At 58.6% G+C, this 20,476-nt stretch carries 18 protein-coding genes and 3 tRNA genes; 15 read left to right on the plus strand and 6 right to left on the minus strand.

The window, feature by feature from the left end:
* Nucleotides 1–51: 51 nt before the first annotated feature.
* Nucleotides 52–1,284: a serine/threonine transporter SstT gene (gene sstT / locus V7773_RS08565; protein WP_092223871.1), complete on the minus strand. Its 1,233-nt coding sequence runs from the start codon at nucleotides 1,282–1,284 to the stop codon at nucleotides 52–54.
* A gap of 281 nt (nucleotides 1,285–1,565) precedes the next feature.
* Here sstT and V7773_RS08570 point away from each other — a divergent pair, with 281 nt between their 5' ends.
* Nucleotides 1,566–2,717, plus strand: a complete 1,152-nt coding sequence (locus tag V7773_RS08570; protein WP_336073013.1) for an MFS transporter — start codon at nucleotides 1,566–1,568, stop codon at nucleotides 2,715–2,717.
* On the opposite strand, the gene nhaR is transcribed toward V7773_RS08570, so the two are convergent.
* Complete coding sequence (gene nhaR, locus V7773_RS08575; RefSeq protein WP_063322135.1) at nucleotides 2,714–3,610, minus strand: transcriptional activator NhaR; 897 nt, start codon at nucleotides 3,608–3,610, stop codon at nucleotides 2,714–2,716. The genes V7773_RS08570 and nhaR overlap by 4 nt on opposite strands.
* 139 nt (nucleotides 3,611–3,749) lie before the next feature.
* Here nhaR and V7773_RS08580 point away from each other — a divergent pair, with 139 nt between their 5' ends.
* Nucleotides 3,750–4,001, plus strand: coding sequence for a hypothetical protein (locus V7773_RS08580; RefSeq protein ID WP_063322134.1), 252 nt, complete (start codon nucleotides 3,750–3,752; stop codon nucleotides 3,999–4,001).
* 26 nt (nucleotides 4,002–4,027) lie between these two features.
* Nucleotides 4,028–4,777, plus strand: coding sequence for a TerC family protein (locus V7773_RS08585; RefSeq protein WP_092145405.1), 750 nt, complete (start codon nucleotides 4,028–4,030; stop codon nucleotides 4,775–4,777).
* A gap of 71 nt (nucleotides 4,778–4,848) precedes the next feature.
* Here the strand turns inward: V7773_RS08585 and V7773_RS08590 are convergent, their stop codons facing one another.
* Nucleotides 4,849–5,013, minus strand: a complete 165-nt coding sequence (locus V7773_RS08590) for a hypothetical protein (RefSeq protein ID WP_336073014.1) — start codon at nucleotides 5,011–5,013, stop codon at nucleotides 4,849–4,851.
* A gap of 223 nt (nucleotides 5,014–5,236) precedes the next feature.
* On the opposite strand from V7773_RS08590, the gene V7773_RS08595 reads away from it, so the two are divergent.
* Nucleotides 5,237–5,914 carry a peptidase C39 family protein gene (locus V7773_RS08595; protein ID WP_336073015.1) on the plus strand — a complete coding sequence of 226 codons (678 nt, stop codon included), beginning with the start codon at nucleotides 5,237–5,239 and terminating at the stop codon, nucleotides 5,912–5,914.
* 100 nt (nucleotides 5,915–6,014) lie between these two features.
* On the plus strand, nucleotides 6,015–6,209 hold the full coding sequence (locus V7773_RS08600) for a DUF6021 family protein (protein WP_060738326.1): 195 nt from the start codon (nucleotides 6,015–6,017) through the stop codon (nucleotides 6,207–6,209).
* 12 nt (nucleotides 6,210–6,221) lie between these two features.
* Here V7773_RS08600 and pbpG read toward each other — a convergent pair whose 3' ends face one another.
* Both pbpG and folD read right to left on the minus strand, forming a co-directional pair.
* Nucleotides 6,222–7,160 (minus strand): D-alanyl-D-alanine endopeptidase, encoded by a 939-nt coding sequence (pbpG, locus tag V7773_RS08605; RefSeq protein WP_336073016.1) that lies wholly within the window; start codon nucleotides 7,158–7,160, stop codon nucleotides 6,222–6,224.
* 313 nt (nucleotides 7,161–7,473) lie between these two features.
* Complete coding sequence (gene folD / locus V7773_RS08610) at nucleotides 7,474–8,328, minus strand: bifunctional methylenetetrahydrofolate dehydrogenase/methenyltetrahydrofolate cyclohydrolase FolD (RefSeq protein ID WP_003199858.1); 855 nt, start codon at nucleotides 8,326–8,328, stop codon at nucleotides 7,474–7,476.
* 281 nt (nucleotides 8,329–8,609) lie between these two features.
* On the opposite strand from folD, the gene V7773_RS08615 reads away from it, so the two are divergent.
* The 10 genes from V7773_RS08615 (at nucleotide 8,610) to V7773_RS08660 (ending at nucleotide 19,132) form a co-directional block, all read left to right on the plus strand.
* Nucleotides 8,610–8,686, plus strand: a tRNA-Arg gene (locus tag V7773_RS08615).
* A gap of 41 nt (nucleotides 8,687–8,727) precedes the next feature.
* Nucleotides 8,728–8,803 (plus strand) — tRNA-His (locus V7773_RS08620).
* Between the two features lie 58 nt (nucleotides 8,804–8,861).
* Nucleotides 8,862–8,946 (plus strand) — tRNA-Leu (locus V7773_RS08625).
* 423 nt (nucleotides 8,947–9,369) lie between these two features.
* Nucleotides 9,370–10,680: a trigger factor gene (gene tig, locus V7773_RS08630; RefSeq protein WP_063322130.1), complete on the plus strand. Its 1,311-nt coding sequence runs from the start codon at nucleotides 9,370–9,372 to the stop codon at nucleotides 10,678–10,680.
* Between the two features lie 93 nt (nucleotides 10,681–10,773).
* A complete protein-coding gene (gene clpP, locus V7773_RS08635) occupies nucleotides 10,774–11,415 on the plus strand; it encodes an ATP-dependent Clp endopeptidase proteolytic subunit ClpP (protein WP_003183177.1) in 642 nt (213 codons plus the stop codon).
* Between the two features lie 107 nt (nucleotides 11,416–11,522).
* Nucleotides 11,523–12,806 carry an ATP-dependent Clp protease ATP-binding subunit ClpX gene (clpX, locus tag V7773_RS08640; protein ID WP_063322129.1) on the plus strand — a complete coding sequence of 428 codons (1,284 nt, stop codon included), beginning with the start codon at nucleotides 11,523–11,525 and terminating at the stop codon, nucleotides 12,804–12,806.
* Nucleotides 12,807–12,967: 161 nt separating this feature from the next.
* Nucleotides 12,968–15,364 carry an endopeptidase La gene (lon, locus tag V7773_RS08645; RefSeq protein WP_057448844.1) on the plus strand — a complete coding sequence of 799 codons (2,397 nt, stop codon included), beginning with the start codon at nucleotides 12,968–12,970 and terminating at the stop codon, nucleotides 15,362–15,364.
* 148 nt (nucleotides 15,365–15,512) lie between these two features.
* A complete protein-coding gene (locus V7773_RS08650) occupies nucleotides 15,513–15,785 on the plus strand; it encodes an HU family DNA-binding protein (protein WP_002552737.1) in 273 nt (90 codons plus the stop codon).
* A 224-nt stretch (nucleotides 15,786–16,009) separates the two neighbouring features.
* Entirely contained in the window at nucleotides 16,010–17,881 is a 1,872-nt protein-coding gene (locus V7773_RS08655; RefSeq protein WP_336073029.1) for a SurA N-terminal domain-containing protein, read from the plus strand.
* Between the two features lie 369 nt (nucleotides 17,882–18,250).
* Nucleotides 18,251–19,132: a DUF2242 domain-containing protein gene (locus V7773_RS08660; RefSeq protein WP_336073030.1), complete on the plus strand. Its 882-nt coding sequence runs from the start codon at nucleotides 18,251–18,253 to the stop codon at nucleotides 19,130–19,132.
* Between the two features lie 304 nt (nucleotides 19,133–19,436).
* On the opposite strand, the gene V7773_RS08665 is transcribed toward V7773_RS08660, so the two are convergent.
* Nucleotides 19,437–20,474, minus strand: a complete 1,038-nt coding sequence (locus V7773_RS08665) for an AraC family transcriptional regulator (RefSeq protein WP_336073031.1) — start codon at nucleotides 20,472–20,474, stop codon at nucleotides 19,437–19,439.
* Between the last annotated feature and the right edge of the window lie 2 nt (nucleotides 20,475–20,476).

Raw genomic sequence — 20,476 nt, forward strand, 5'->3', positions numbered from 1 at the left:
CTTGCTCTGGGCGGCGATCCGACGATGACGACCGAATAGCCACCGCAGTTGTTACGCCGTACGCGCGAGCTTCTCTTCCTCACCCAGGCACGCCGCCGCTGTGAACAGCACATCCGTAGACGAATTCAACGCCGTCTCCGCCGAGTCCTGCAGGACACCGATGATGAAGCCCACCGCGACCACTTGCATGGCGATCTCACTGGGAATGCCAAACAGGCTGCACGCCAGGGGAATCAGCAACAGCGAACCACCGGCCACCCCGGATGCGCCGCACGCGCAAATGGCCGCGACAACGCTCAGCAGCACGGCCGTTGGGATATCCACTGCGATACCCAGGGTATGCACGGCCGCCAGGGTCAGTACGGTGATGGTGATGGCGGCGCCGGCCATGTTGATGGTCGCGCCCAGGGGGATCGACACCGAATAGGTGTCTTCGTGCAGGCCCAGGCGTTTGCTCAGCTCCAGGTTCACCGGAATATTCGCCGCCGAGCTGCGCGTGAAAAATGCCGTGATACCGCTCTCGCGCAGGCAGGTGAATACCAGCGGGTAGGGGTTGCGACGCAGTTTCCAGAACACGATGAGTGGGTTGACCACCAACGCCACGAACAGCATGCAGCCGATCAGTACGGTGAGCAGGTGCAGGTAACCGAGCAGCGCGCCGAAGCCGGAAGTGGCCAAGGTCGAGGCTACCAGGCCGAAGATCCCCAGTGGGGCGAAGCGAATGACCACGCGCACGATGACAGTCACGCCGTTGGACAGGTCTTCGAGCACGGTGCGGGTGGTCTGACCAGCATGACGAATGGCGATGCCCATGCCGATGGCCCAGGCCAGGATGCCGATGAAGTTACCGTCCATCAGCGCCCGGACCGGGTTATCCACCACGCTCAGCAACAGGCTTTGCAGCACCTCGCTGATGCCCCCGGGCGCCGTGACCGCGACGTCTTGGGTCGATAGCACCAGGCTGGACGGAAACAGTGTACTGGCAACCACCGCGACCACCGCCGCGGCGAAAGTGCCCAGCAGGTAGAGGAACAGGATCGGCCGGATATGGGTTTCCTGGCCGTGCTTGTGGTTGGCGATGGATGCCATGACCAGCACGAATACCAAAATCGGTGCTACGGCCTTGAGCGCGGACACGAAGACCTTGCCGATGAATGCGGTGGACTTGGCCACGTCGGGCGCCAGCCATGCCAGGACAATACCGGCGATCAGACCGATGATGATTTGCGTCACCAGGCTGGTGCGTTTGAGGCGTTGCATAGGGGTAACGGACGAAGCTGTCATAGCGGCATCTCTGATTTTATTGTGTGCGACGGTCGACGAGTCAGGGCAACAAGCGGGCAGGCCACATGAGCGGACCGTGGGAAGTACGGCGTTTGCAGGCCGCGGACTTTATCACAGCCGGTAACAAATCTGACGGACCTGTGACAGTCCGTCACCCTTATCCGGGGCCTGGCATGCGTTTGTAAGACGCGTGCATTCTGTTAGGCTTTGCCGTTCTCACTTTCTTACTGCCAGCGGGCCCTTGGGCTAACGCTGGTGTCGTCGTTTCGCTGGAGTTCTGCATGTTGTTACCCATTTTCCTGTTGTCGGCCGCCGGTTTTACGGTGCTGACCACGGAATTCGTCATCGTTGGCCTGTTGCCCTCTATCGCCCGCGACTTGCAGGTCAGCATCCCCCAGGCCGGGCTACTGGTGACGTTGTTCGCGTTTACGGTGGCGGCGTTCGGGCCTTTCCTGACGGCCTGGTTCGCCCGCTTTGAGCGGCGCAAGTTGTTTATCAGCGTGCTGGTGATGTTCGGTCTGGCCAACATGCTCGCCGCCGTTGCCCCCAACATCTGGGTGATGGCCGTTGCCCGGTTGATCCCGGCCCTGGGCCTGCCGGTGTTCTGGGCGCTGGCCAGTGAAACGGCGGTGGACATTGTCGGGCCACAGTTGGCCGGGCGGGCCATCGCCCGAATCGGCTTTGGCATCGTCTGTGCCACGGTGTTCGGCATTCCCGTGGGCACGTTGATTTCCGATGCGTTTGGCTGGCGCAGTGCGTTCGCGATCCTGGCGGTCATCGCCTTCGCCAAGGCCTTGCTGCTGTTTATCTACTTGCCGAAAACCAACCTGCACCAGCATCAGGTGAGCTTTCGTTCGCAATTCAAGATCCTGCGCAGCCCGTTGATGCAAGGGCATGTGCTGTTGTCGATCCTGGTGTTCAGCGGCATGTTCACCGCCTACACCTACCTGGCGGATATCCTCGAACGCCTCGCTGGGTTCGATGGCACCCTGGTGGGCTGGTGCCTGATGGGCTTCGGCGCCGTCGGGCTATTGGGCAATTCCCTGGGCGGTCGGGCGGTGGACCGGCATCCGTTGATCGCATCGATGGTCTTCTGCCTGTTCCTGATCGGCGGCATGGTGGCGTTGGTGCCGAGCATTCATTCGCCCCTCGCGCTGGCGGCGGCGATGGGCATCTGGGGCGTAACCCAGGCGGCCTTGTTCCTGGTCAGTCATGTGCGGCTGATGAAGGCGGCTCCGCAGGCCCCGGCCTTTGCCGCATCGTTGAACATCGCCGGGGCCAACCTGGGGATTGGCCTGGGGGCGATGGTCGGTGGCCGGGTCATCGATACCTTGGGCCTGGGCAGTGTCGGGTTTGCGGCGGCCGGGTTCATCTTCGTATCGATCCTGCTGGCGTTGCTGCTGATGACCTTCAAACCTCGTGTCAGCTGCTAAGCGCTGAACAACTCGCGACGCGCGCCTTCGGCAATCGCGACGATGCCGGGGTGGCTGACCTTGCGCTCCACGGAAATGGCGTAGAAGGATTCGCTCACCGCATCGGTCTGGCCGATCACTTCTACGCCGTACTGGCGCTTGACCTCTTCGGCGATCACGCTCGGGCCGATGAAAATCCCGCTGCCTGATTGGCCGAAGGCCTGCATCAATGCGCTGTCGTCGAACTCGCCGACGATACGCGGCTGGATCTGTTGCTCGGCGAACCAGCGTTGCAAGCGACTGCGCACCACGGTTTCCGGCCCGGGAATCAGCAGTGGAGCGTCATGCAGGCCGTGGGGGAAATCCTGCCCGTAGCGTTCGGCCAGCGCGGCGGTGGCGAAAAAGCTGATCCCGCATTCCCCCAGTTTCTGGCTGTAGCCCTTGATGTCCAGGTGGGTCGGCATCGGGCTGTCGGAAATCACCAGGTCCAGACGCTGGATTGCCAAGTCCGCCAGCAACCGTTCGAGCTTGTCCTCGCGACAGGTGATGCGCAGCGGCTCACTCAACTCCATGGTCGGCGCGAGCAGCCGGTAGACGATGGATTTGGGCACCACATCCGCCACCCCGACCCGAAACAGGGTTTGCTGCTCGTTGGGCTGGGCTCGCAGCATCAATTCCAGCTCGCCACCCAACTGGAACATGTGTTCGGCGTAGGGCAAGGTCTGGCGGCCGGCCTCGGTCAGTTCCAGCTGCCGTCCGACGCGGCGAAACAGCTTGATGTTATAGGTCTGTTCGAACAGGGAAATCTGCCCGCTGATGGTCTGTGGGGTCAGGTTCAACTGCTCGCAGGCGCGCACGATGCTGCCGGTTTTAGCCACCACCCAGAAATAATGCAGTTGTCGATAGTTGAGCATGGGATCACGTTGCTTCGTAAAAACCGAAGTATAACCGCTGAAAATACGAATTTTCCTGAAGTATTCGCGTCTCTAGAATGCCTTGCCATTGGTGGGCCACTTTCGTGCTCCTTTTATTCTCCCAAGAGGCATTCATTCCATGACGTACAAATCCCTGGGGCTGGCAGCCCTGCTTGTGATGTCCGTAACGACACTGGCGGGTTGTGAACAGGCTGAGAAAAGTGCCCAGCAACTGATGGGCCAGGCAGCGGAAACCGCCAAGCAGGCTATTGATGACACCCACAAGGCCGCCGAACAGGCGATCAGCGAAGCCACCGGCGGGTTGATCAGCCCGAAGAAAAAACCGGCGGACGAAGCTGACGAAACACAAACCCCGACCAAAACCATCTAACTCGTCACATCAGTCAGGACTGACCCATGGATTATCTTCTACAGCTCGCCGCCAGCCCCACCGCGTGGATCGCCCTGGCAACTCTGGTGGTCATGGAAATCGTGCTTGGCATCGATAACCTGATCTTCATTTCGATTCTGACCAACAAGCTGCCCGCCCAGCACCGTGCCAAGGCGCGGCGGATCGGTATCGGCATGGCGCTGATCCTGCGCCTGGGCTTGTTGAGCACCATTGCCTTCATTGTGCAGTTGACCGAACCGGTCATCGAAATCCTGGGCCAGGCGTTCTCCTGGAAAGACATGATCCTGATTGCCGGCGGCCTGTTCCTGCTGTGGAAAGCGACCACTGAAATTCACCACAGCATGGACCCTGCACCGAATGATCCCAAGTCGGCCACGTCCGCCGTGACCCTGGGCTTTGCTGCAGCAATCGGTCAGATCCTGATGTTGGACCTGGTGTTTTCCATCGACAGCATCATCACGGCTGTGGGCATGACCGAACATTTGCCGATCATGATCATCGCGGTCGTTGTGTCGGTGTTGGTGATGCTGCTGGCGGCCGAACCGCTCGCCAAGTTCATCAATGACAACCCGACGGTGGTGATGTTGGCCCTGGGTTTCCTGATCATGATCGGCATGACGCTGATCGCCGAAGGCTTCGGTGCCCATGTGCCCAAGGGCTATATCTATGCGGCCATGGCGTTCTCGGCGGCGATCGAAGTGTTGAACATGTTGTCCCGTCGGGCCAGGGAAAGGGCGTTGGCCGACAACGCCTGATGCCAGGCAGACAGAAGCCACCCGGGTCCAGGCCCGGGTGGCTTTTTTGCGAGGGGTTGAAAAGCGAATGCTCAGTGTGCGGTGGCGTGGCGTCGCGCGGGTTTTCTGGTGTTTTTCGATTGCGCAGGTGGCGCGTGATGATGGCGCCGGGTGATCCGGAGCACACCCCACAGCATGGCAGTGGCTACGCTCAGCCAGCCGAATATCAGCATCAGAATTGTCGTGGTCAGGCTCATCTGTGCCTCCTTTTTATCCCGGTCCGGGATCACGCACCTAATACATGGACAGTCTAGTCGTCCAAGTGTTGCAGGTAATCGATCCGTGGCGCTCGGGCACGGATTGGTTCGTTCTATCGCGCTCGTAAAACTGCCGTTATGGCTATACCCCGGGCTGTGCGCGCCTTATGATCGTCGACCCAAGCCTGGCCCGGATGCCGGGTGTCTGAACAAGAGAGTCATCATGTCGCCGGTTATTTCATCTTTTCGATCACTGGTCCTGGCGCTGTCCTGCCTCGTTGCCCTGGTGGGGTGTGCGGGCAGTGTGTCGCCGCAGATCCAGCGCCTGCCCGAGCGGGTGGAACTTAACAGCGTGCCGTTCTTTCGCGGCGAAATGTACCAGGGTGCCCCGCAGTCCCTGGCTGCCCTGCTGACGTTGCAAGGCACGGTGATCACGCCGGGGCTGCTGGAGAAACCGTTGCACCTGCCGGGTGGCGAAGCCGGTTTGCAACTGAATATGCAGACCCTGGCGCGTGAATACGGGTTGCTGGTGTATCCCCTCGACGCCAAGCTGCCCGCGTTGTTGGAACAGGTCGCGGCGGGCTATCCGGTGCTGGTGCGCTATATCGACGGTTCGGCGTTCTGGGCCGAGCCTCGGTATGGGATTCTCGCCGGCTACAACCGTCAGAAGCAGACGGTATTGCTGCGCTCAGGCATGAACCGGCGGCAATTGATGAGCTTCAGTGCCTTCGAGTCGGCCTTCCAGAGCGCGGGTGGCTGGGCGGTGCTGGTCCAGCGACCTACGCAGCTTCCGGCCAATGTCGACTCGCAGCGGTGGCTCAAGGCGGCGGTCGAGTTGGGCGGGGCAGGGCAGGAGCAAGCCGCGGCGCGGGCCACCAAGACCTTGGAAGCGGCGCATTGATCGCTCACCCCGTTCGTCACTTGCCGGGCACAACCTGGCAGGTCTGAAGCTCTTATCGTCAGGGTTGGGCATTTTCCGACCGTGATTGGAGGAGGCACGCATGGCGCAGTCGAAAACACCTACGGGGCCACATTCGTCGGAGCATTCCAGCGGTGATGACTTGGGGTTCGATCCGGATTCACCGGATCTTGAGGATCCCCAGGTCGATCCGGTAGGGCCGGCCAAGGCGCCCCTGGACAAGAAGGATGAGCGCAAGCCCAAGCCCTATGATCCGCTGGGTGACTTGAAGCCATAAATAACCGGTGGGTTATTGGGAGGCTTCCACCACGCCACTCTGGCGGCTCTTGAGATTCTTGGCGGCCTTGTATTGCAGGGCCACCGCTGGTACCGCGGTGCTTTTTCCGGTTTCCACCCAGCTACGAATCCGGCTGGCATCGGCGAAGTGCGTGTACTTGCCAAAGGCGTCGAGGATCACCAGCGCCATCGGGCGATTGCCCATTTTCGTCACCAGCACCAGGCAGTGACCGGCCTGGTTGGTGAAGCCAGTCTTGGTCAACTGGATATCCCAGTTAGCCTTGTGGACCAGGTGGTCGGTGTTGCGGAATCCCAGGCTGTACACAGGCTTGCGGAAGGTAACGGTCTTTTCCTTGGTCGTGCTCAGTTCGCTCAGCAGAGGGTACTTGCGCGCGGCGATCAGCAGCTTGGTCAGGTCCCTGGCAGTCGAGACGTTGTGGATCGACAGGCCCGTCGGTTCGACGTAATGGGTGCTGGTCATGCCCAGCGCCTTCGCCTTGGCGTTCATGGCGGCAATGAACGCCGCATAGCCCCCCGGATAGTGGTGGGCGAGGCTGGCGGCGGCGCGGTTTTCCGAAGACATCAGGGCGATCAGCAGCACGTCCCGGCGCGACAGCTCGCTGTTGAGCTTGACCCGGGAAAACACGCCCTTCATCTCTGGGGTGTTGGCGATGGTGATGGAAATGTATTCATCCAGGTTCTGTTTGGCATCCAGTACGATCAGGCCGGTCATCAGTTTGGTCACCGACGCGATGGGCACCACCACGTCCGGGTTGCTCGAATAAACGACTTTATCCGTCTGCAGGTCCAGCAACATCGCGCTGCCCGAGGCGACTTGCAGTTTGGCCGTATCCCGTGGGGCTGCGATGGTTTCCTGTGCAGCGACATTCTGCGTGATAAAACTGCCTGTGAAAGCGATGAACAGGCTGATGATCGAAAGACGGATTTTCACGCGAGTAGGCTCGATAGAGTTGAAGGTGCCGTTGAGCAACGACTTTTAAAAAAAACGTCGCATTTTAGGAGTATGGGCGACAGCAGCGCTATATGCCTGTACCGCCAAGGCTTATGAATAAATAAAGTTTCATGGCGGGGGATTTTGGCGAAACGAATCTGAAAAATGTGTAATTTGGCGGCTAAAGTCCGTCGCCGGAAACATCTGTGGGAGCGGGCTTGCTCGCGATAGCGGTGTGCCAGTCAACTGGATGCTGGCTGGTCCATCGCTATCGCGAGCAAGCTCGCTCCCACAGGTTTTTTGTTGCCGCGTATCAGCTGTGCAGCGTTTCAGCCGCGTACAACGTGTTTTCCAGCAGGCAGGCGCGGGTCATCGGGCCTACGCCGCCAGGTACCGGCGTGATCCAGCCGGCGCGGGGCAGGGCGGTCTCGTAGACCACGTCGCCCACCAGCTTGCCATCTTCCTGGCGATTGATGCCCACGTCGATGACGATGGCGCCTTCCTTGATCCACTCGCCTTTGACCAGGCCGGGTTTGCCGGCGGCCACCACCACCAGGTCCGCGCGGCCGACATGGCCAGCCAGATCCTTGGTGAAACGATGGGTCACGGTCACGGTGCAGCCGGCCAGCAGCAGCTCCATGGCCATTGGACGACCAACGATGTTGGACGCACCCACCACTACGGCGTCGAGGCCATACAGGTCCACGCCAGTGCTTTCCAGCAACGTCATGATGCCTTTCGGGGTGCAGGGACGAAGCAACGGGATGCGCTGGGCCAGGCGACCGACGTTATAAGGATGGAAGCCATCGACGTCTTTGTCCGGGCGGATACGCTCCAACAGCTTGGAGGCGTCGAGGTGTTCAGGCAGCGGCAGCTGGAGCAGAACGCCGTCGATGTTCGGGTCATCGTTCAAGCGATCGATCAGATCGGCCAACGCTTGCTGGGTGGTTTCGGAAGGCAGGTCGTAGGCCTGGGAAAGGAAGCCGACCTCTTCACAGTCTTTACGCTTGTGCGAGACATAAACCTGAGAGGCAGGATCGCTGCCGACCAGAATCACCGCAAGGCCGGGCGTGCGCAGGCCTTGCTGGCGGCGCTCGGTGACTCGTTGGGCGATCTGCTGGCGCAGGCTGGCGGCGATCGATTTGCCGTCGATAAGTTGTGCAGTCATTGCGCGTGGTTAACCATCGAGAGGGGAAAAAAAGAGAACGCATTCTCGCATGCCGGGGCGTGAGGGCAAAGGCGCTTGGTCTGCAAATTCCCCTAACCCCTTTAATTAAATGAATTTTTTTTAAAAAAGAGTTGACGACCTATCAGGCCGTCTATAACATTCGTCGCACTTGTCGGGCACAGCCTAGCACTGGTTAAGAAGGTGGAGCGGAGTTGGTTGTTTAAACTCGGCGAAACTGAAAGCACTTAGTTTGTAATCGTCCAAGAATACAGATTAAAAAGGCGCCCGTAGCTCAGCTGGATAGAGCATCCGCCTTCTAAGCGGATGGTCGCAGGTTCGAGTCCTGCCGGGTGCGCCAATTAGGCAGCTTTGGCACAAGTAAGGCAACAAGGCAATATGGTGGGCGTAGCTCAGTTGGTAGAGCACGGGATTGTGACTCCCGTTGTCGTGGGTTCGATCCCCATCGTCCACCCCATATTCTAGAAAGGCGCCAGATCTAACAATCTGGCGCCTTTGCTTTAAAAGCTTGATACGCGGATGTGGTGGAATTGGTAGACACACTGGATTTAGGTTCCAGCGCCGCAAGGTGTGAGAGTTCGAGTCTCTCCGTCCGCACCATACAAGTCGCTATTTAAATAGCAGAAAACGGCGCAGTACCTGAAAAGGGCTGCGCCGTTTTTGTTTTCAGTGGTTCTGTGTTTGGCGTCGGTACGGTTTTTTGGCGCTGCGCGTAGCGATCGGTTTTTCGCGAATGTGTTTCGCGATGATGCGTGACATGGCCGTCGGTCCCCTTATGGGGGCGGGCGTCGCGCGATCGGGCAAGCTGCTTCTATATATAGAAGCGTCGGCGCAGAGCCCTGGGCTGAATCGACTGTATTTGCAATCCGGGTGGGGCATGAGCGTTTGTCCCGTCCTAAATCCGGCGCCTGTTTCCAGCGCGTTTTCAGTAGGGTGACTTCTTGAGTTTGACCTACTAGAATGCATGCCCTTGATTCTGGGGTCGGAAACGCCCGGCCAACGTCTGTGCAACGAGGAATATCCATGCAAGTTTCTGTTGAAAATACTTCTGCTCTTGAGCGCCGCATGAGCATCACCGTGCCGGCTGAGCGCATCGAGACTCAGGTCAACAAGCGTCTGCAGCAGACTGCCCAAAAGGCCAAAATCCCAGGTTTCCGCCCAGGCAAAGTGCCAATGAGCGTGATCCGTCAGCGTTACGAAGCTGATGCGCGTCAGGAAGCCGTGGGCGACGTGATCCAGTCTTCGTTCTACGAAGCGGTCGTCGAGCAGAAGCTGAACCCGGCCGGCGCTCCGTCCGTCGAGCCTAAAGTGTTGGAAAAAGGCAAGGACCTGGAATTCGTCGCCACGTTCGAAGTGTTCCCTGAGTTCACGGTTGCCGGTTTCGAATCCATCGCCGTCGAGCGCCTGAGCGCTGACGTGTCGGATGCCGACCTGGACAAGATGCTGGACATCCTGCGCAAGCAGAACACCCGTTTCGAAGTGACTGAGCGTGCTGCCCAGAACGAAGATCAACTGAACATCGATTTCGTCGGCAAGGTCGACGGTGAAGTGTTCGCCGGCGGTTCCGCCAAGGCTACTCAGTTGGTGCTGGGCTCCGGTCGCATGATTCCTGGCTTCGAAGACGGCCTGGTTGGCGCCAAGGCCGGTGAAGAGCGCGTTCTGAACGTGACCTTCCCTGAGGACTACCAGAACCTGGACCTGGCTGGCAAAGCCGCCGAGTTCACCGTGACCGTCAACACTGTTTCCGAGCCGAAACTGCCTGAGCTGAACGAAGAGTTCTTCGCCCAGTTCGGCATCAAGGAAACCGGTCTGGAAGGTTTCCGCGCCGAAGTTCGCAAGAACATGGAGCGTGAGCTGCGCCAGGCCATCAAGTCCAAGGTCAAGAACCAGGTCATGGACGGTCTGCTGGCCTCCAACCCGATCGAAGTGCCAAAGGCTCTGCTGGATAACGAAGTGAACCGTCTGCGTGTGCAGGCTGTTCAGCAGTTCGGTGGCAACATCAAGCCGGACCAACTGCCTGCCGAATTGTTCGAAGAACAAGCCAAGCGCCGCGTCGTACTGGGCCTGATCGTCGCCGAAGTGGTCAAGCAATTCGAGCTCAAGCCTGACGAAGCCCGCGTTCGCGAGCTGATCCAGGAAATGGCTTCGGCCTATCAAGAGCCTGAGCAAGTCGTGTCCTGGTACTACAAGAACGACCAGCAACTGAACGAAGTCCGTTCGGTTGTGCTGGAAGAACAAGTTGTGGATACTGTTCTGCAGAAAGCTAGCGTGACCGATAAAGCGGTCTCTTACGAAGAAGCGGTCAAGCCGGTGGAAGCTCCACAAGCCGATTGATGGTTCTGCGGTAAGAAATAAACACCCATAAGCCAGCCTTCGCGCTGGCTTATGCGTATTCAAGACATAACTATTTGGGAGTGACTGCGAGACATGTCCCGCAATTCTTTTTATCAGCAGAGCTCTGACATCCAGGCCGCAGGCGGCCTGGTCCCGATGGTTATCGAGCAGTCCGCCCGCGGCGAACGTGCCTATGACATCTACTCGCGTCTGCTCAAGGAACGCGTCATCTTCCTGATCGGCCCCGTTGAAGACTACATGGCCAACCTGGTCGCGGCGCAGCTGTTGTTCCTTGAAGCGGAAAACCCGGACAAGGATATCCATCTGTACATCAACTCACCTGGCGGTTCGGTGACTGCGGGCATGTCGATCTACGACACCATGCAGTTCATCAAGCCTGACGTTTCCACCATCTGCATCGGCCAGGCCTGCAGCATGGGCGCTTTCCTGCTCGCCGGCGGCGCAGCGGGCAAGCGTCACTGCCTGCCTAACTCGCGGATGATGATTCACCAGCCGTTGGGCGGCTTCCAGGGCCAGGCGTCGGATATCGACATCCATGCCAAGGAAATCCTCCACATTCGTTCGCGCCTGAACTCGTTGCTGGCCCATCATACCGGCCAAAGCCTCGAAACCATTGAGCGTGACACCGAGCGTGACAACTTCATGAGCGCGGAGCGTGCGGCCGAATATGGCCTGATCGACTCCGTGATCAACAAGCGTCAAATGCCTGCCTAAGCCGCTCAATATGCAGGTGGTTGGGATGACCGGCCGCCTGCGGGCTTGAAAAAGCCCGCAATTGCCTTCATCTTGTGTTGCAAGCCTATCGGATTTGGATCGATCGAATGACTGACACCCGCAACGGCGAGGACAACGGCAAACTGCTTTATTGCTCCTTCTGTGGCAAAAGCCAGCATGAAGTGCGCAAATTGATTGCCGGCCCCTCGGTCTTCATTTGCGACGAGTGCGTCGACCTGTGCAATGACATCATCCGCGAGGAGGTGCAGGAAGCCCAGGCCGAGAGCAGCGCGCATAAATTGCCTTCGCCTAAAGAAATCAGCGGCATCCTTGATCAGTATGTGATTGGTCAGGAACGTGCGAAAAAAGTACTGGCCGTAGCGGTGTACAACCACTACAAGCGCCTGAACCAGCGTGACAAGAAGAATGACGAGGTCGAACTCGGCAAGAGCAACATCCTGCTGATCGGCCCGACAGGCTCGGGTAAGACCCTGCTTGCCGAAACCCTGGCCCGCTTGCTGAACGTTCCGTTCACCATCGCCGACGCAACCACCCTCACCGAGGCGGGTTATGTAGGTGAAGACGTCGAGAACATCATTCAGAAGTTATTGCAGAAGTGCGACTACGATGTGGAAAAGGCCCAGATGGGCATTGTCTATATCGACGAAATCGACAAGATTTCGCGCAAGTCCGACAACCCGTCCATCACCCGGGATGTTTCCGGTGAGGGCGTGCAGCAGGCCTTGCTCAAGTTGATCGAAGGTACGGTCGCTTCCGTTCCACCCCAAGGTGGCCGCAAGCATCCGCAGCAGGAATTCCTGCAAGTCGACACCCGTAACATCCTGTTCATCTGCGGTGGTGCGTTCTCCGGCCTGGAAAAGGTTATTCAAAACCGTTCCACCCGTGGCGGCATTGGTTTCAACGCCGAAGTGCGCAGCAAGGAAGAGGGCAAGAAGGTCGGTGAGTCCCTGCGTGAAGTCGAGCCTGACGATTTGGTCAAGTTCGGTCTGATCCCGGAATTTGTCGGTCGTCTGCCGGTCCTGGCGACGCTGGACGAGTTGGATGAAGCTGCGTTGATGCAGATCCTGACCGAGCCGAAAAACGCCCTGACCAAGCAGTATGCCAAGCTGTTCGAAATGGAAGGTGTAGACCTGGAGTTCCGTTCCGACGCGCTGAAATCGGTCGCAAAACGTGCCCTGGAACGCAAGACCGGTGCGCGTGGATTGCGCTCGATCCTCGAAGGCGTATTGCTCGACACGATGTACGAGATCCCCTCGCAGTCAGAGGTGAGTAAAGTCGTGATCGATGAAAGCGTCATAGAAGGCAAGTCCAAGCCATTGTATATCTATGAAAACAATGAGCCGGCTGCCAAGGCCGCACCGGACGCTTAAGCGTCCCGCTGCCGGAACAAAGAAGGGGCCTTCGGGCCCCTTTGCTTTTTGCGCGTTTTAGACGTGTCTTAGCGCTTGTTTTTTTTCGAGGCTGCCCCCATCTTGGTTTCAAGCTTACTTCCATCTGTTTCCGGCCCGAGGGCCGCCGTAGAGGCGAAATCATGAAGACAACCATCGAATTGCCTCTCCTGCCATTGCGCGATGTCGTGGTGTATCCGCACATGGTTATCCCGCTGTTCGTGGGGCGCGAGAAGTCTATCGAAGCCCTTGAGGCTGCGATGACGGGTGACAAGCAGATTCTTCTGCTGGCTCAGAGAAATCCTGCCGACGATGATCCCGGCGAAGACGCACTGTATCGCGTAGGTACGATTGCAACGGTTCTGCAATTGCTCAAGCTGCCCGACGGCACCGTCAAGGTCCTGGTCGAAGGCGAGCAGCGTGGTGCTATCGAGCGTTTCAGCGAAGTGGACGGCCATTGCCGGGCCGAGGTGTCGCTGATCGAAGAGGTCGATGCGCCCGAGCGTGAATCAGAAGTGTTTGTCCGCAGCCTGCTGTCGCAGTTCGAACAATACGTGCAACTGGGCAAGAAGGTGCCTGCAGAGGTCCTGTCGTCGCTTAACAGCATCGATGAGCCTGGGCGATTGGTCGATACGATGGCGGCCCACATGGCCCTCAAAATCGAGCAGAAGCAGGAAATTCTCGAAATCATTGATTTGTCGGCCCGTGTCGAACACGTGCTGGCACTGCTCGACGGCGAAATCGATCTGTTGCAGGTCGAGAAACGCATCCGCGGTCGCGTCAAGAAGCAGATGGAGCGCAGCCAGCGCGAGTACTACCTGAATGAGCAGATGAAGGCCATCCAGAAAGAGCTGGGCGATGGCGACGAAGGTCACAACGAAATCGAGGAGCTGAAAAAGCGCATCGATGCTGCCGGCTTGCCCAAGGATGCACTGGCTAAGGCCCAGGCCGAGCTGAACAAGCTCAAGCAAATGTCGCCGATGTCTGCCGAGGCCACCGTCGTGCGCTCCTACATCGACTGGTTGGTCCAGGTGCCGTGGAAAGCCCAGAGCAAGGTGCGTCTGGACCTGGCGCGTGCCGAAGACATCCTCGACGCCGATCATTACGGCCTGGAAGAGGTCAAGGAACGCATCCTGGAATACCTCGCCGTGCAGAAGCGCGTGAAGAAGATCCGTGGCCCGGTCCTGTGCCTGGTTGGTCCTCCAGGGGTCGGTAAAACTTCCCTTGCGGAGTCGATTGCCCACGCCACCAACCGCAAATTCGTACGCATGGCCCTTGGCGGTGTGCGCGATGAGGCGGAAATTCGGGGCCATCGCCGTACCTACATCGGTTCGATGCCAGGAAGATTGATTCAAAAGATGACAAAGGTCGGCGTGCGCAATCCGCTGTTCCTTTTGGACGAAATCGACAAGATGGGTAGCGACATGCGCGGCGATCCAGCCTCTGCATTGCTCGAAGTCCTCGATCCTGAGCAGAATCACAACTTCAACGATCACTACCTGGAGGTCGATTACGACCTGTCGGATGTGATGTTCCTTTGCACCTCCAACTCCATGAACATTCCGCCAGCGTTGCTGGACCGGATGGAGGTGATTCGTCTGCCGGGTTACACCGAGGACGAGAAGATCAACATCGCCGTGAAATACCTTTCGCCCAAGCAGATCCAGGCCAACGGTCTGAAAAAAGGCGAGCTGGAATTCGACGAGGAAGCGATTCGCGACATCATCCGCTACTACACCCGCGAAGCCGGTGTGCGTGGCCTGGAGCGGCAGATTGCCAAGGTTTGCCGCAAGGCGGTCAAGGAACATGCGCTGGAAAAACGCTTCGCGGTCAAGGTCACTGCTGACCTGCTGGAGCACTTCCTGGGCGTACGCAAGTTCCGCTATGGCCTTGCCGAGCAACAGGACCAGATCGGCCAGGTGACTGGCTTGGCCTGGACCCAGGTCGGTGGTGAGTTGCTGACCATCGAAGCCGCCGTGGTGCCGGGCAAGGGGCAACTGATCAAGACCGGTTCCCTGGGCGACGTGATGGTCGAATCGATCACCGCTGCGCTGACGGTGGTTCGCAGTCGCGCGCGGAGCCTGGGTATTCCCCTGGACTTCCATGAGAAGCGCGATACGCATATCCACATGCCTGAAGGGGCTACGCCCAAGGACGGCCCAAGCGCTGGTGTAGGCATGTGCACGGCCCTGGTTTCGGCATTGACCGGTATTCCGGTGCGCGCCGACGTCGCCATGACGGGTGAAATCACGTTGCGTGGCCAGGTCCTGGCGATTGGCGGCCTGAAGGAAAAACTGCTGGCGGCACACCGTGGCGGGATCAAGATCGTGATCATTCCCGAAGAGAATGTCCGCGACCTGAAGGAAATTCCTGACAACATCAAGCAAGATCTTCAGATCAAACCCGTTAAATGGATTGACGAGGTCCTGCAAATTGCGCTGCAATACGCGCCGGAGCCCTTGCCGGATGTGGCTCCGGAGATTGTCGCGAAGGAAGAAAAGCGAGAGTCTGACTCTAAGGAAAGAATTAGCACGCATTAATACGCATTTGCCTGGGGGGCTTCCTTGACAGTTTTTTAGAGCCCTTGTTATAAAGCGGCTCTTAAGTGTCTGCAGGCCATTCAGCACTCGTTTTTGCTTTCACCAAAAAAACTTAGAATCATCTCAAATAGATATAAGGGGACTTAGAGTGAACAAGTCGGAACTGATTGATGCTATCGCTGCATCCGCTGATATCCCGAAAGCTGCTGCTGGCCGTGCGCTGGACGCTGTAATCGAATCCGTCACTGGCGCTCTGAAGGCTGGCGACTCCGTTGTTCTGGTTGGTTTCGGTACCTTCTCCGTGACCGATCGTCCTGCTCGTATCGGTCGCAACCCGCAGACCGGTAAGACGCTGGAAATCGCTGCTGCCAAAAAGCCAGGCTTCAAAGCTGGTAAAGCACTGAAAGAAGCCGTTAACTAAGGTTTCGTTGAGTTTATCCGGGTCGGGGTCATGCCTGGCTTGGCAGCGGAGCGGTAATACGGCCGGTTGCAACCGGTCTGGCACACCAGGGCTTGCAGGTTAGAGCCCGGTCCGCTCCGCCAGTTACGAGAAGGCGCATCCTCGGATGCGCCTTTCTTCTATCCGGATTCTACCCACGCTCCACGGTTGCCTAAATTTGAAGTTCAACCGTTTTTGGGGGACGCATGCTGCAGAATATCAGGGACAATTCACAAGGCTGGATTGCCAAGACCATCATCGGGGTCATCGTCGCATTGATGGCGTTGACCGGTTTCGATGCCATTTTTCAAGCCACCACCAACAGCAATGACGCGGCCAAGGTCAACGGCGAAAAAATCAGCCAGAACGAGCTGAGCCAGGCGGTCGACATGCAACGCCGTCAGCTCATGCAACAGCTGGGCAAGGATTTCGACGCCTCCCTGCTGGACGAAAAAATGCTGCGCGATTCGGCGCTCAAGGGCCTGATCGACCGCAAGTTGCTGCTGCAAGGTGCACACGATGCGAAATTCGCTTTCTCGGAAGCTGCGCTTGATCAAGTCATCCTGCAGACGCCTGAGTTTCAGGTGGATGGTAAATTCAGCGCCGAGCGTTTCGATCAGGTGATCCGCCAGCTGGGTTATAGCCGTATGCAGTTCCGCCAGATGCTGGCTCAGGAAATGCTGATCGGTCAGTTGCGCGCCGGCCTGGCGGGCAGCGGTTTCGTCACCGATGCCCAAGTGCTGGCATTTGCACGCCTGGAAAAACAGACGCGTGATTTCGCCACCTTGAACATCAAGGCCGATCCTGCGTCGGTAAAGCTGACCGACGATGAGGTCAAGGCTTACTACGACCAACACGCCAAGGAATTCATGACACCTGACCAGGTGGTCATCGATTATCTCGAGCTGAAGAAAGCCTCTTTCTTCGATCAGGTCAGCGTCAAGGACGAAGACCTGCAAGCGGCCTATCAGAAAGAAATCGCCAACCTGTCCGAACAGCGTCGCGCTGCGCACATCCTGATCGAAGTGAACGACAAGGTGACCGAAGCCCAGGCCAAGGCGAAGATCGAAGAGATCCAGGCTCGCTTGGCCAAAGGCGAGTCGTTTGAAGCGTTGGCGAAGGAGTTTTCCCAGGACCCGGGTTCGGCGAACAACGGCGGCGATCTCGGCTATGCCGGCCCAGGTGTCTACGATCCGGAGTTCGAAAAGGCCTTGTACGCCTTGAACAAGGACCAGGTCTCGGCACCGGTCCGTACCGATTTCGGTTTGCACCTGATCAAGCTGCTGGGGGTCGAAGCGCCTGAAGTGCCGACCTTCGCCAGCCTCAAGGACAAACTGACCCGCGAGCTGAAGACTCAGCAGGTGGAGCAGCGTTTCGTGGAGGCGACCAAGCAACTGGAAGATGCCTCGTTCGAAGCGTCCGACCTGGCGCAGCCGGCCCAGGACCTGAAGCTGACCATTCATACATCGGCCCCGTTCGGTCGTGAAGGCGGTGAAGGGGTTGCGGCCAATCGCGCCGTGGTCACTGCGGCGTTCAGCCCGGAAGTGCTGGATGAAGGTGCCAACAGCACCGCCATCGAACTGGACCCGGAAACCGTCGTAGTGCTGCGTGCCAAGGAGCACCGCAAGCCTGAGCAACTGCCGCTGGAAAGCGTGGCAGGGCCGATTCGTGCTCAATTGACCAAGGAACATGCCAGCGCAGCGGCCAAGACCCGCGCCGACGAGCTGATCACCAGCCTGCGCGACGGCAAGACGGCACTGGATAAACCGGTTGACGGCCAAGGCTGGAAAGCCATCGAGGCGGCCACCCGCAACCAGGAAGGCATCGACCCGGCGGTGCTGCAAGCACTGTTCCGCATGCCTAAGCCTGAGTCCAAGGACAAGCCGACGTTCACCAGCGTGACCTTGCCCGATGGCAGCCTGATGGTCGTGCGTTTGAATGGCGTGAACGAAGCCGCGGCACCGACTGACGAAGAGAAGGCGGAATATCGCCGCTACCTCGCGTCCCGTGTTGGTCAGCAGGACTTTGCGGCGTATCGCAAGCAGTTGGAGAGCCAGGCGGATATCAAGCGTTTCTAATTGCTTGAGGTTTGGCCAAGCCTGATTGTATTGCTGTTCGCTTTAGAGAAAACGGCGCTTCTCCAGAAAGGGGAAGCGCCGTTTTTTTGGGCTTGGGTTTTGGGTGTATGTCCAAATAAAACCACGTCTCTGGAAACGGAATAAAAAACTTCATTGACCGCTGAAGTGAACAGCATTAGCCCGAACCGTCAGATTTTTGTATCTGCTTGTTGCCTGGAAAGCGGGTGTTCGTCGATCTATCCGGTTGGCGTCTTTTTCCTGCAAACAACCCCCAGTAAACTTGTAACCCCCTTGAAACAAGATTAGCCACGCTGCCGAGTCGCGTTCTGTTGCACAATGCGCCCCGGACCGTTTTTCTCAGGATGTTCAATGTTCAAATCATTTCCCATGCGCACCGTCGGGCTTGCACTGTTGCTGGCCGCCGCAGCCGGTTGCTCGTCGAAGAAAGCTGCCATTTACGAGCACGAGAATTTCGACGACTCCGGCACGTTCTCGCGCACTTATCCTGTGAGCGACGCGGCGACCTGCGAGGCCGGGCGTCGGGCGTTGCTCAGCCAGGGCTACATCATCACCAGCAGCGATCCGAAGCTGGTCAGCGGTCACAAGAGCTTCCAGCAGACCGGTGACACCCACATGGAAATCAGCTTCAACCTGGTCTGTGCCGAAGACGGCGGTACTGGTCACCGTGCGACGATGTTCGCCAACGCCTTGCAGGACCGTTATGCCCTCAAGAAGATCAACAACTCCGCCAGCCTGGGCGTGGGCGTGTTGGGTTCGGTATCGATGCCGATCGGCTCCTCGGATGATTCGATGGTCAAGGTCGCCAGCGAAACCGTGTCGGCGTCCAAGTTCTATGAGCGCTTCTTTGCCCTGGTAGAGCTGTTCCTGCCTCCCGAGGCGAAGAAAGCGGCCGATAACGCCGAAAAACCGAAAACTGAACTGGGCATTCCGGAAACCAAAGTCGAACCGGCTGCCCTGATGCCTGCTCCAGCGCCAGCGCCTGCGCCGGAGCCGATTGCCCCTGCGCCAGCCACCCCGGTGGAAGAGGCCGCTCCGGCCCCCGTCGAAACCACTCCCACGGTCTCGGAGCCCGTCGCACCGCCGAGCGAGCCAGCGCCGATTGCACCCGAGTCGATTGCACCCGAGTCGTTCGAGTCTGCGCCGACGACGCAAACCGTTACACCACCGCCACCACCGTCCAGCTCGTTACCGGCACCGACCGAGCCGATCCAGCCGCTTCCGTCATCCTGAGGTTCAGTGGCAGGGAGTAATGCCCTGTCACTCTTTACACAGTAATTTCCCGACCCTGTGCTACGTTTAATTCATGAAGCCTTTGCTTCATGTTTTATTCATAAAGCAGCTTTATGCTGATGCCAGCGCCATAAGGCATCGGTTTCAATGACAGGGGAAGGACACGTAATGGATGATTATCAGGAAGAGCTGCTGGAATACCAGGCGTATGAACTGGACCCGTTGGAACCCGCCGAAGATGCGACGGAGTTGTAAGGATCGCGACAAGCTACAAATGGTAAGCACCTAGCCAGGTTCTTGAAGCTCAAACCCCTCGGCGACTACGACGAAACTCTCCGGGTGTCTGGTTGTTCCAGCGCTTGAAGGCTCGTTGAAATGCCTCGGCTGAGGCGAATCCCAATAGATAAGCGATTTCGCCAAACGCCAGTTCGGTATCGCGTATGTAGGTCATGGCCAGGTCGCGGCGGGTGTCGTTGAGGATGGCGCGAAACTGCGTGCCTTCCTCGGCCAGCTTGCGACGCAGGGTCCAGGTTGGCAGCTTCAGGCGAGCCGCCACTTCTTCCAGGTCGGGTTCCCGGCCGCCGTTGAGCAACGGTCCCAGCAGTTGGATGATGCGCTCGCGCAGGCTGCGGGTGCGGGTCAGTTGTTCCAGTTCCCGTTCACACAACTGAAGCAGATGGTGCCAGGTGCTGGGGCAATGCTGTGGGTTGCGCTGGGCGAGGCTGTCCAGGCCCAGTCGCAGTTGATTCTGTTCGGCGCCAAATTGGATCGGGCAGTCACCGAGCGTGCGGTAGGCCTCCACGTATGCCGGCGCCTCGAATTCGATTTCGATGCGTTCTGGCCGTAGCGCGATGCCGCTGACGCTGGACAGTTGCGCAAGCCAGCCGGCAATGATCGAGTCCACGACAAAGCGGTTGTAGGCGTTATACGGGCTGATGGAATAGAACCGTAGCCAAGCGCCTTGGGCATCTTCATGGAAACTCGATTGGCCGCGATAGTTGGAGCCGTACAGCGGCTCGAAGCGGATCATGCAGCGGGCGGCCTCGCGCACAGTGGGCGCCTGGGCCGCGGTAACGCCCGCCAGCCCGGCCTGGCTCAAGCGGCCGAGTTGGCCCATGCGCAGGCCCAAGGCTGGGTCCTGAGTTTGTTGAATCGCGGCGTGGCCCAGACGCATGTAGCGCGGGATCGACAATCGTGCTCCGGGCTCGGCCAGGCGCGCGGCATCGAGACCGTACTGTTCAAGCAGAGGTTGAGGGTCTTGCCCATGGCTGGCGACGGCGTCAGCCAAGCTATGGACAAAGCCCACAGACAGGTCGCCCAGGCGCATCGGCTGCGGTTTCATGT

Source organism: Pseudomonas sp. 3JA (assembly GCF_036961705.1).
Lineage (GTDB): Bacteria > Pseudomonadota > Gammaproteobacteria > Pseudomonadales > Pseudomonadaceae > Aquipseudomonas > Aquipseudomonas fluorescens_Q.